Origin of the sequence: Spiroplasma endosymbiont of Nephrotoma flavescens, from assembly GCF_964030835.1 — a bacterium.
In the GTDB taxonomy this organism is placed as follows: domain Bacteria; phylum Bacillota_I; class Bacilli_A; order Mycoplasmatales; family Nriv7; genus Nriv7.
In genome coordinates, this window is record NZ_OZ034982.1 from 871,801 (window position 1) to 884,470 (window position 12,670).

Annotated in this window: 12 protein-coding genes and 1 riboswitch; of the genes, 3 read left to right on the top strand and 9 right to left on the bottom strand. The window is 29.6% G+C overall.

Annotated features, from left to right (window positions below; genetic code table 4):
- Positions 1-9 precede the first annotated feature (9 nt).
- Positions 10-903, bottom strand: coding sequence for an energy-coupled thiamine transporter ThiT (locus AAHN02_RS05085; protein WP_342277537.1), 894 nt, complete (start codon positions 901-903; stop codon positions 10-12).
- Positions 904-942: 39 nt separating this feature from the next.
- Positions 943-1,032: riboswitch (TPP riboswitch) on the bottom strand.
- A 120-nt stretch (positions 1,033-1,152) separates the two neighbouring features.
- Between AAHN02_RS05085 and coaE the strand changes: the two genes are divergently transcribed.
- Entirely contained in the window at positions 1,153-1,740 is a 588-nt protein-coding gene (gene coaE / locus AAHN02_RS05090; RefSeq protein WP_342189717.1) for a dephospho-CoA kinase, read from the top strand.
- Positions 1,741-1,742: 2 nt separating this feature from the next.
- Here the strand turns inward: coaE and uvrB are convergent, their stop codons facing one another.
- The 4 genes from uvrB to AAHN02_RS05110 all read right to left on the bottom strand — a co-directional run bounded on the left by uvrB (position 1,743) and on the right by AAHN02_RS05110 (position 8,457).
- Entirely contained in the window at positions 1,743-3,707 is a 1,965-nt protein-coding gene (gene uvrB / locus AAHN02_RS05095) for an excinuclease ABC subunit UvrB (protein WP_342277538.1), read from the bottom strand.
- A gap of 11 nt (positions 3,708-3,718) precedes the next feature.
- A complete protein-coding gene (gene secA, locus AAHN02_RS05100; RefSeq protein WP_425289513.1) occupies positions 3,719-6,115 on the bottom strand; it encodes a preprotein translocase subunit SecA in 2,397 nt (798 codons plus the stop codon).
- A 127-nt stretch (positions 6,116-6,242) separates the two neighbouring features.
- Positions 6,243-7,463 carry an acetate kinase gene (locus AAHN02_RS05105; RefSeq protein ID WP_342277540.1) on the bottom strand — a complete coding sequence of 407 codons (1,221 nt, stop codon included), beginning with the start codon at positions 7,461-7,463 and terminating at the stop codon, positions 6,243-6,245.
- A gap of 25 nt (positions 7,464-7,488) precedes the next feature.
- Entirely contained in the window at positions 7,489-8,457 is a 969-nt protein-coding gene (locus tag AAHN02_RS05110; protein ID WP_338966858.1) for a phosphotransacetylase, read from the bottom strand.
- A 90-nt stretch (positions 8,458-8,547) separates the two neighbouring features.
- Between AAHN02_RS05110 and AAHN02_RS05115 the strand changes: the two genes are divergently transcribed.
- Complete coding sequence (locus tag AAHN02_RS05115; RefSeq protein ID WP_342277541.1) at positions 8,548-9,147, top strand: YigZ family protein; 600 nt, start codon at positions 8,548-8,550, stop codon at positions 9,145-9,147.
- Between the two features lie 67 nt (positions 9,148-9,214).
- On the top strand, positions 9,215-9,778 hold the full coding sequence (gene hpt, locus AAHN02_RS05120; RefSeq protein WP_342189722.1) for a hypoxanthine phosphoribosyltransferase: 564 nt from the start codon (positions 9,215-9,217) through the stop codon (positions 9,776-9,778).
- 56 nt (positions 9,779-9,834) lie between these two features.
- Here hpt and AAHN02_RS05125 read toward each other — a convergent pair whose 3' ends face one another.
- From AAHN02_RS05125 to atpG, 4 genes are read right to left on the bottom strand one after another with little or no spacing between them, the layout of a single operon-like run.
- Positions 9,835-10,056, bottom strand: a complete 222-nt coding sequence (locus tag AAHN02_RS05125) for a hypothetical protein (protein WP_342189723.1) — start codon at positions 10,054-10,056, stop codon at positions 9,835-9,837.
- 17 nt (positions 10,057-10,073) lie between these two features.
- Positions 10,074-10,391: an ATP synthase F1 subunit epsilon gene (atpC, locus tag AAHN02_RS05130; protein ID WP_342277542.1), complete on the bottom strand. Its 318-nt coding sequence runs from the start codon at positions 10,389-10,391 to the stop codon at positions 10,074-10,076.
- Between the two features lie 4 nt (positions 10,392-10,395).
- Entirely contained in the window at positions 10,396-11,814 is a 1,419-nt protein-coding gene (gene atpD, locus AAHN02_RS05135) for a F0F1 ATP synthase subunit beta (protein WP_338966871.1), read from the bottom strand.
- A gap of 14 nt (positions 11,815-11,828) precedes the next feature.
- Positions 11,829-12,665, bottom strand: a complete 837-nt coding sequence (gene atpG / locus AAHN02_RS05140; RefSeq protein ID WP_342277543.1) for an ATP synthase F1 subunit gamma — start codon at positions 12,663-12,665, stop codon at positions 11,829-11,831.
- Between the last annotated feature and the right edge of the window lie 5 nt (positions 12,666-12,670).

Genomic DNA, 12,670 nt, shown 5'->3' on the forward strand with positions numbered 1-12,670 from the left:
TAGCAAATGCTAATTAATTTGATCATTATATTTTTCTTTTCACGGCATTAATACTCTAAATAATAACGGCAATGATAATATCATTAAAGGATACACAAAAATAAAAACATAAATTAAATTATATATTAATGCATAACCTCAAATACTAAAACCATCTCACGCATAATTACCAAAATATAATACTCCCGATAATACATTGCATATATATATAATAATACAAATAACTGTTATTATAAAGGAAATTTTAATGTTAGCATTAAACCGCTTTTTAAAATTAATATCCACTATTCCTATTAAAGAAGGCATAATCATAGGAATAAAATAATCTAGTAAATATTGTCAAGGATTAATAATTGCTCCTTGGGGAATAATAATTAACGAAATTAAAGCACTAATACCACCGGTTACAATTCCGTGTCAAAAACTAGTAACGAAAGCAATTAAAAATACGGGTCAATATTTTAAACCAATACTGCCCCCCATTGGTAATTTAGGAAAAAATATCATCAGATAATCAAAAATTAATGATAAACTAACAAAAAAAGCGATTAATACTAAATCAAATGTTTTTCAATGGTAAATTTTAAAGCATTGTTTTTTAATCACTTTAAAATCAACATTAGATTTTATTATTTTTTGCCAACTTAATAACCAAATTAATATTAAACTAGCAACTAAAAATAATAATAAAATCACAATAACTGCAATTTTAATAAATAAGACAATTTTATTATTAATTAATTGTGTATTCCTAACATTAGAAGAAAAAATGCTTAAAAATTTTTCTTCCGAACTTATCGTTATCAAAATTATTACTCCGACAATTAAGAAACAAAAAATTCCATTAATTAACATTAAAATTCAACGATAAATTTGATTAGTCTTATTTACTTCTTGCATCATTTTTTAACCTCCTTAATGATAGCAAGAAATCTAATATACTTTAAAATATACAAGACTTCTTCCGCTAGTATTACCTAGTTCAAGTTCCAAGAGTATCTCTCAGGCAAAATGCCACCTCTGTCTTATATCAATTGATATATCCATATATATTATAGTGAATTTACGATAAAATATAAAGTACTATTATATTTCCATAAAATCAATTATAATGTAAATTGTAAAGTTAAAAATTAAACTAAGGAGAACAAAATGCTAATTATTGCCATCACAGGAAAAATCGGTAGCGGAAAAAGTATTGTTAGTAAATATTTGCAAAAAAAAGGTGCCTATTGTATTGATATGGACATTCTAAGTCAAGAAGTAAGAACCCTTCCCAAAGTAATAAAAACCATCAAAAAACGCTTTGGAAGTGTTGCGTTTACTGATAATGAATTAGACACTAAAAAACTCCGAGCAATCATTTTTAATGACTCCAAAGAACGCCTAAAACTTAATAACATTATGTGACCACTACTAAAAAAAAGTCTCCAACAACAAATTAAAAATCACAGTGATAAGACATTAATTATTGTTGAAGCCGCAGTCATCTTACAAGCCAAATGAAACAAACTCGTTAATAAAATTATTTTTGTTAATAGCGATTGAGAAACCCGTGTTAAACGAATTATTGAACGCGATAACCTTACTGTTGAAGAAATTATGAAGATTAGTCAACAACAAGATGATTACGAAACTTATAAAGATGTTATTGATTATCAAATCATCAATAATGACTCCACAAAAGAACTTTATCGGCAAGTTGATGAAATCTTTGAAAAAGAACAATGAAATATTTAATCTTATTCGGTTTCCAATTCCAAAATTAAATCTCGTAACTGTGCCGCTCGTTCAAACTGTAAATCTTTTGCTGCAACTAACATTTCCTTTCGCAAATCATTAATGATTTGCGTTTTTGTTGCAACATAATCTTTAGACTTTCTTTTATTAACAATATTAAATTCTTGTAATAATTTATTAGCAAATAACGAATCATCAATCTTTTTCTTTATTGTTTGAGGAATAATATTATGTTCTTTATTATAAGCAATTTGCACATTTCTTCGGCGTAGCGTTTCAGCCATCGCCTTTTGCATTGCATCCGATATTGTATCAGCATACATAATAACATTACCATTAACATTTCTTGCTGCCCGACCAATAGTTTGAATTAATGACCGCGCATCGCGTAAAAATCCTTGCTTATTAGCTTCTAAAATACAAATTAACGAAACTTCAGGAATATCTAAGCCTTCGCGTAATAAATTAATCCCTATCACAGCATCATAAACCCCTTTTCTTAGTTCTAATAAAATCTTTGAACGATCCAGAGTTTTTAATTCACTATGCAAATATGCTACTTTAATATTTCGCTCTTGCAAATAAGTAGTTAAATCTTCGGCTTGTCGAATTGTTAAAGTGGTAATTAATACTCTTTCACAATTTTCTTTTCGCACTAAAATATTTTCAATAATATCATCAATCTGATTCATTGTTGGTTTAACAACAATCGTTGGATCCACTAAACCTGTCGGACGAATAATTTGTTCCGTCACTTGATAATTAACTTGATTTAATTCAAAATCACCAGGAGTTGCTGATGTATATATCACCGTTTTTAATTTATTCATAAATTCTGTAAAATTTAATGGCCGATTATCTAAGGCACTCGGTAAGCGAAAACCATAATTAACTAATGTTTGTTTTCTACTCCGATCAGTATTAAACATTCCTCTAACTTGTGGTAAAGAAATATGGGATTCATCAATAATAGTTACAAAATCATCACCAAAATAATCAATTAAAGTATATGGTGGCACATCTTTATCTCTTAAATCTAAATGTCGTGAATAGTTTTCAATACCACTACAAATACCAAACTCTTGCAATGCTTCTAAATCATGATTAGTTCTTTGTTCAATCCTTTGATACTCCAATAATTGATTATTAGCCTTTAAAACTTCTAAATATTTTATTAATTCTGCTTCAATTCTAGTAATTGCCTTTGCTAATCTTTCTTTAGAAGTAATATAGTCCTGAGCAGGAAAAATTGTAAAAGATTGATATCTTTCAATTACTTTACCAGTTAAAACATCAATCTTAGCAATTTCATTAATATCATCATCAAATAAATCAATGCGTAAATAAAATTCATCCGTTCAACCCGGTGCTAACTTAATAACATCACCTTTTGCCGTAAACATTCCCGGACGAATTTCTAAATCATTACGAGTGTAACCAGAATTAACAAGAAAATATAATAATGCTTTTCTTTCAACTTTTTGACCATTACGAATTTCAAAAAAAGATTTTTTATATTCGTCAGGGTCTTGTGCACCATAAATCGCAGCAACTGATGCTACAACAATAACATCCTTTCTAGTAACTAAAGCATTCATCGCACTTAACCGCATCATTTCAATATCACTATTAGATTTTGCTGTCTTATCAATATATGTATCCGTTTTTGGCATATATGCTTCTGGTTGATAAAAATCAAAGTTAGAAACAAAATATTCTACCCGATTTTCAGGAAACATGCCTTTTAATTCACCATATAATTGCATTGCCAAGGTTTTATTATGTGACAAAATTAAAGTTGGTTTATTAATTTTAGCAATAACATTAGCAATCGTATAAGTTTTTCCCGTACCCGTTGCTCCTAATAATACTTGAAATTGTTGATTTTCTTTTATTCCTTGGATTAAACTCGCAATTGCTTTTGGTTGATCACCTGCTGGCTTAAAATCAGCAACTAATTTAAACATAAAAATTTTTCCTAACCACCTTGCTTTGCCTTTGTCCTCTCAATAGCCTCCATTACCTCATCGGATATACCATCATCAATATCAGAACCAATTTCTAAACTACATAAACTAATAACTACTTGATGAGCAATATTAATTCGCATCCGATTAAATAATTGAGCTGATTCATCAATATATGCATGTAATGGATTTGACTGTCCATAGCTTCGTAAATAAATTCCCGTTCTTAATTTACTAGCACCATCAATATGTTCTGTCCAATGATGATCAAAAGCTTGTAAAATAATTTGATTTTCAATTTTTCATAACATCACTTCTGGAATATTTTCAATAGTTTTCTCATAGTGATTAAAAATTACCCGACTAATTGCTAAAACAGCATCATGCCGTGTCATTGATCGTAATTCTTTAGCATCTAATTCATGATTACTATTAATTAACTTTGTTTCTAAACTTTTTACTAAACTAACAAAATCAATCATAATTTCTTTATTAATCTCTTTTGTAAAAATATCCAATAAATCACCACTAACAGTAAAAATCATTCTTTCAACTAATGGAGCATAAACCTTAGTTTGTAAAATTGCATCCCGTTGTTCATACATTACTTCTCTTTGCTGAGCTAAAATATTATCATAATCCAACAAATTCTTTCTAGTATCAAAGTTTAATCCTTCAACTTTTTTCTGAGCATTAGTAATACTTCGTGATAACAATTTTGATTGAATATGGTCATCGCCTAAACGACTAAATAATCCTTGTAATTTTTTACTACCAAAACGAAGCATTAATTCATCCTCTACTGAAAGATAAAATCGTGAATAACCCGGATCTCCTTGACGCCCCGATCTACCCCGTAACTGATTATCAATTCTTCTCGCTTCATTTCGTTCCGTACCTAAAACAGCCAAACCACCTAAAGCAATAACACCAGCACCTAACTTAATATCAGTACCTCTTCCTGCCATATTCGTAGCAATTGTAACAGCACCAATTTGTCCCGCACCAGCAATAATTTCTGCTTCTTGAACATGATTTCGTGCATTCAAAACATTATGAGCTATTTTAGCTTCTTTTAAAATATTTGATACTTCCTCAGATGTTGTAATTGATGCTGTTCCAATTAATATTGGTTGCCCTTTGGTATGTCGTTCTTTAACTTCTTTAAGTAAAGCCTTATATTTAGAACTTTGTGATGCAAAAACTAAATCCGTATCATCTTTTCTCACGATTGGAAGATTAGTAGGAATTTCCATTACTCGCATATTATAAATCTTAATAAACTCTTCTTCTTCCGTTTTTGCTGTTCCTGTCATCCCACTCAATTTATTATATAAGCGAAAGAAATTTTGATAAGTAATTGTTGCCAGCGTTGTTGTTTCATGTTCAATAGTAACTGCTTCTTTAGCTTGTAAAGCTTGTTGTAAACCATCACTATAAGCTCTTCCTGGCATTAATCGCCCCGTAAATTGATCAACTAAAATTATTTCATCATTTTGAGCAACATATTCAATCCCATTCGTAAAAACATGAACAGCTTTTAAAGCATTTAAAATATGATGAAATAATTCTGATTGCTCCAAACTAAACAAGTTTTTAACACCAAAATGTTTTTCTGCCTTTTTAACACCAGATATTGTTAAAGCTGCCTGCTTAGTTTCTAAATCAATTTTAATATCTGCCTTTTTATCCAAACTTTTAGCAAACCGGTCAGCATTTTCATATAAAGGTTCACGACTTTTAGAACCACCAGAAATAATTAACGGTGTTCTTGATTCATCAATTAAAACTGAATCCGCCTCATCAACAATTGCAAAATTCAACCCGCGTTGGACTTTTTCATCATAAGTATGTACCATATTATCTCTTAAATAATCAAATCCTAATTCCGAGTTAGTAGTATATGTAACATCACACAAATAAGCTTTTCGCTTTTGGTCATTACTTAAATCTCTTAAATTAACACCAACTGTTAAATCTAAAAATTCTAACACCGCTCCATTAATTTCAGCATCACGCTGTGCTAAATATTCATTAACAGTAACAATATGAACGCCCTTACCAAGTAAAGCATTCAAATACATTGGCATAATCGCTGTTAAAGTTTTTCCTTCCCCAGTTCGCATTTCCGCAACATCACCATTATGTAAAACAATACCGCCTTCTAACTGAACAGCAAAAGCATGTAATCCCGAAACTCTTCTCGTTGCTTCACGCGCCACAGCAAAAGCTTCAATTAAAATATCATCTATAGTGGCACCCGCTTCCAATCGCTTTTTAAATTCATTAGTTTTATTTTTTAAACTATCAGCAGATAATTCTTGCATTTGTAAATCTAGATTTAAAATTTCTTGAACATCAGCTCTAATGCTTTTTAAAACACTTTTATATTTATTAAAAAACTTCATATATATCGCTCCAGTTTCTAATTTCTCGTCTATAACATTATTCATTTTATCATACTTTAAAATACTAATAAAATCTTTAATAAACAAAAAACTGATTAATTTCAGTTTTTTTATAAAATATGTTAATTTAATTAATATTATTTAATAACCGATATGTCTCTTCACAAATCATTAATTCCTCATTAGTTCGAATCGCATAAATCGCCACCGAACTCAAATCATTAGATATTTGTAAATAATCATCATATGATTGGTTATTCTTACCACGATTATAATCTAATGGCATAGTTTTAATATTTTTAATAATCATTTCGCGAATTAAAGCACTATTTTCACCAACACCAGCCGTAAAAACAATCGCATCAACCTTATTATCCAAATCATTTTGATACTGAGTAATATAATCAACAACTCTTTTAGCATATAATTCCAAGGTAAATTGTACTTGACTATTACCATCCTTAGCAGCCTGACTAACTTCTCTCGTATCAGAAGAAATTTGACTAACTCCCAATAAACCAGATTCATTATTTAGTTTATTAACAACACCAACAATATCTAAATTTAATTGTTCAGCAATATATTGATGAATCGCTGGATCAATATCACCACTACGAGAACCCATCATTAATCCTGCTAAGGGTGTAAATCCCATTGATGTATTATATGATTTCCCATTTTTAATTGCACAAATACTAGCACCATTTCCTAAATGACAAACAATCGCATTAATATTACTAACCGGTTTATTAATAATCAAACTTAGTTTATTAATAATATAATGATAACTAATACCATGAAATCCATACCTTCGAACATTATAATCAGTATATCAATTATATGGTACGGGATAAATATAATTTATTTTTGGCATTGTGGTATGAAATGTTGTATCAAAAACAGCAATATGCGAACAGTTAGCAACCGCTTGAAATGCTTTTAAAGCACTTAACCCCGCAGGATTATGTAACGGTGCCAACTTAATATTTTCGGCAATTATCTTTGTAATGTCATCATTAACAAAGACACTTTCTTTGATTTTTTCACCGCCATGAACAATGCGATGCCCCACAGCAATAATTTCATTAAAATTTTGAATCACATTTTGTGATTTTAAAAGTTCTAAAATAACTTCTGCGGCCACATTATGATTTGATAACGGGGTATCACTAACAAATTCATTATTATTATATTTAATCGTCGTTTTACCATCAACAAAAATTCTTTCTGCTAATCCCTTACAAATTGGATTAAATTCTTTATTTGTTGTTATTTCATATAACTGAAACTTAATTGAACTTGAACCAGCATTAATAACTAAAATTTTTTTCTTTAAATTAGATAGCATCATTTTATTTCCTTTCATTAATATTTTAAATTGATCTTCAAGCTGTTAAAATCGCTGTCAAATAAATATCTTCCACTGTTGACCCGCGTGATAAATCACTAACAACTTGATTTAAACCTAAAATCATTGGTCCAACAGCATGATATTGCCCTAATCGTTCAGCAATTTTATAACCAATATTACCAGCATCTAAATTAGGAAATACAAAAATATCCGCACTACCTTTCATCTTTGAATAAGGCATTTTTTTCATTCGTACTTCTTCTAACAAAGCACTATCAAACTGCATCTCACCCTCAATTAAAGCATCTAAATTTTCTTTTTGTAATATCTTTGTTGCTTCTTGAACTTTAATAACCGAATCACTACTAGCACTATTAGCAGTAGAAAAAGATAACATTGCTACTTGTGGCGATGTTATGCCCAATTTATGAGCTAAATTAATTGCTGATTTTGTAATACTTACTAATTGTTCAGTAGTTGGGTCAATATTTAAAGAAATATCAGTAAATACATACCGTTGATTATCTTTAACTAGTAAATTAGCACTTGATGCAATTCCTACATCTTTTGTCGTTTTAATAATTTGTAATGCTGGGACTAAAATATTTTTTGTTGCATACTCAATCCCCCCTAACAAACAATCAGCATTATTATTCTTTAATTGCATTGTTGCAAAATAGTTAGTTTCTTGAACTAATTCTTGAGCTTTTTCTAAAGTAATTTTATTTTTACGCATTGTAAACAACTGTTGGGCTAATTCATCAGTTAAACTATCATCAATCGCAATCGTTTTAATACCTGCCCCTAACAAACTTTTAGGAATATCTATCTTATTTTCAAAACATAAAATTGGTTCAATATAATTATCACTTTTTAATTTGAGTGCTACTTCTTGAATTTTTGAATTAGTACCCTCAGGAAAAATTAACCGGCGTTTATTATCCAATGATTGTAATTCGATTTTCGCTTTTTCTAATAATTCTTGTAACATCTCTAGTCTCCTCTATATGTATTTTCCACTATTAATGCTATCATAACACTAAACAAAATAAAAATTAAAACGAAATAACGGTAAAAAACAATGAAAGTTATTGATGATGCTCTTCACAAAATTGAATATACAATTAAAAATTCGCGTTTTATTTGTCTTATTAAATATGTTACCACCGAAAAAGACGCCCGACAATTCATTAATCAATATTTAGACCCCAAAGCGACACATAATTGTTATTGCTATATTACCAATAATAATGAAATCCAAAAATATGATGACAATAAAGAACCAATCAGAACCGCAGGATTTGCAATGCTTACTTATTTACAAAAACAAAATATTACTAATATCGTTGTTTTAAACATTCGCTATTTTGGAAAAATCCTTTTAGGAAAATCACGATTAATTCACGCCTATAAATTTGGATTACAAAAATTATTTTTAAACCTTAAACTATATCCACTAGAAATAATTTATGAATATACAATTTCTTTCCCATACGAACATCAAAAACTAATTAATAAAATTATTAAAGAACATCAAGGCAATATTATTAAACAATTATATAGTGAAGTAATTATGATTACTTTTACTAGTAATAAAAATACTTGACAGCACCTATTACCTAATAATACAAAATTTGCTAAGCAAACAATTATTCAAAAAAGAAAATTAAAAAATGATTAAAAAAACTACTAAAATAAACAAAAAAACGGTAAAATATTAACATATCTAAAAAATAAGGAGCTTATTAATGGAAAAACATCCTGCGGTTAAAGAAATTTTATTTACCCATCAACAAATAATTGAACGAACTAAAGCGTTAGCATTAGAAATTAGTAAATACTATCAAGCTAACGACTCAACAATTATTATTTTAGGAATTCTTAAAGGATGTATTCCGTTTTTAGCTGAATTTATTAGTCACTTAACAATTGAATGTGAAATTGACTTTATGGCGATTGCTTCTTTCCACGGTGGAACCGAAGCTAGTAGCACACCGCAAATTATTATGGACATTAACCAAGATATTACTAATCGTGATATTTTAATTATTGAAGATATCATTGAAAGTGGTGCCAGTTTACTAACCATCAAAGAATATTTATTTCTAAAAGGAGCTAAAACCGTAAAAATGGTAACATTATTAGACAAAACTAAAGGAAGAAAGGTAGAACTTAACGCTGATTGAACCGGTTTTAAAGCCCCCCAAGAATTTCTTATTGGTTATGGTCTTGATTATCAAGAAAAACTCCGTAACTTACCTTATGTTGCCATTGCTGATATGGAAAAAATAGCCCTCCTAGAAAAACAATAATTTCTCTAAACAAAAATACCTAACATTATACAATGTTAGGTATTTTAATTAAATTATTACTTTATTCACAATTCAATCCCTAGAAAAGCAATAAACAAACTACCCACCAAATATGTTAACGCCAAGGTAACAAGAAAATAAAATAGCAACGCCTCACGAGGTTTTTTAGGATTCAAAATGCTATTTCATAATACAGCACTAGTTCCCAAACTAGAAAACAAAAAAGCAATTAAATAAATCGCAATTTTAATTAAATGAATTGATAACGCCGTATCCACAAATAAACTCCCTTCTACTAAAAATTAGTCATCTTAGTATGCCGATCTTTTGCTAACTGTAATAAATGATCTTTCGCTTTATCATCATATTCAATATAATCAGTTAAAATTTTAACTTCTTTCTTTGTTGAATATAATATTCCCGAAGAAATAAGTAACTTATAAGTTTTTTTATGTTGTTTAACAAACATTTGTGCTATTTCTAAATTAGCAACAATAGGAATATGTTGTTCTAAAATTCCGATATAACCTTCAGTAGTTTTAACAGTTACAATTTCAACAACATCATCAAAGAAAATTCCTAATGGTGTTATAATTTTTAGTTTTATCGTCATTACTTTAACCCTCTGCTAATTCTTTAGCCTTAGCAATCGCTTCTTCAATGCTACCAACAAACAAAAACGCTTGTTCTGGTAATTTATCATGTTTACCAGCTAATATTTCTTTAAAACCTTGAATCGTTTTTGCTATCGGAACATAACTACCTTTCATTCCCGTAAATTTTTCAGCAACCGAAAATGACTGGGATAAAAAATTTCGAATCTTTCTAGCACGATTAACAAGCAATTTATCTTCATCTGATAATTCTTCCATTCCCAAAATTGCAATAATATCTTGTAATTCTTTAAATCTTTGTAAAATTTGTTGCACTTTTCTAGCAACTTGATAATGTTCTTGACCAACAACTTCTGGATCTAATAATCGCGAAGAAGAACTTAAAGGGTCAATCGCTGGATAAATCCCTAAAGCCGCAATACTACGATCTAATACCGTTCTAGCATCTAAATGACTAAAAGTAGTTGCTGGCGCCGGATCGGTTAAATCATCAGCGGGAACATAAATTGCTTGTACCGATGTAATTGAACCTTTCTTTGTTGAAGTAATTCTTTCTTGTAAAGCTCCCATTTCTGTTGCTAAAGTTGGCTGATAACCTACTGCTGAAGGCATTCTTCCTAATAAAGCCGAAACTTCACTTCCAGCTTGCGTAAAACGAAAAATATTATCAATAAACAATAACACATCTTGATTTTGCTCATCACGAAAATACTCAGCCATTGTTAATCCTGTTAATGCCACGCGCATTCTAGCACCCGGAGGTTCATTCATTTGTCCAAAAACTAATGCCGTTTTATTAATAACATTAGCTTCAATCATTTCATAATATAAATCATTCCCTTCACGAGTTCGTTCACCAACACCAGCAAAAACAGAAATTCCACCATGTTCTTTAGCAATGTTATTAATTAATTCTTGCACCAAAACCGTTTTACCAACACCAGCTCCACCAAAAAGACCAATCTTACCACCACGAGCATATGGAACTAACAAATCAATTACTTTTATTCCCGTCTCTAAAATTTCCGCTGTTGTGCTTTGTTCTTCATAACTCGGAGCAACACGATGAATTGGCATTCTTCGGGTTCCTTTGGGAATTATTGAACCATCTAACGGTTCACCTAAAACATTAAAAATTTTTCCTAAAGTTTCTTTTCCTACGGGAACCATAATTGCTTTTCCAGTATCAATCGCTTTTAAACCTCTAGTTAATCCTTCTGTTGGTCCCATTGAAATTGTTCTCACAATATCATCGCCTAATGCTTGCATTACTTCAACAACTAACTTTTCACCATTATTATCAATTTCCACAGCATTATACAAATTAGGTAAATTGTTATGCGAAAAACGAATATCAATAACTGGTCCTAAAATTTGAATAACTTTACCTTCATTATGCTTTTGTTTTTCAACTTTTTTCATAATTATCTCCTTTCCTAATTTGTACTATCAGCCGCTGCAATAATTTCCGCAATCTCTTGCGTTATTTTAGCTTGACGAGAACGATTATATTGCAATGTTAAATTATCTTTCAACTCATTAGCATTATTAGTAGCATTTTCCATTGCTAACCTTCTTGATGCTTGTTCCGATACTTGCGATTCACTAATGGCACTATAAATAATAGTATTTAAATATAATAAAATTGTTGTTTCTAATACCGTTTGCGCATCCGGTTCAAACTCAAACAATGAATTTTGCTGAGTATTAATTTTAGCAATTGGTAACAACTGTAATACTGTTGGTTGAAACAAAATACTATTAATAAATTTTGTATAAACTAATTTAATCCGTTCAATTTCTTTATTATTAAACATACTTAAAACTTGAAAGCCAATTTCTTGTGCTTGATGATATTCAAAATTTAAATCTAAATTAGAATAACTACTAATGACATTATAATCACGATTTTGATAATAACTAATCCCTTTCGCACCAATTACAATTAATAAATCACTTTTTTTAATTTCTGGGATGACTAATTTATGAATATTATAGTTATAACCAGCACAAAGACCAATATTAGAATTAATAATAATTCATACTGTTCGAAAATGGGAACCAGCATCTTTTTGTAAATATATAGAATCATTAGTATTGCTAATAATATGATGAAAAACATCATACATTTCTTCACTATAAGGTCTAATCTCTTGAATTCTTTTACTAGCTTTTTTCAATTTTGCTGTTGATACTAATTGTAAAGCACGAGAAATTTTACCAATCGTATTAATTGTTTGAATACGATTTTTAATCCGAAAATCTTGTGGCATAACTA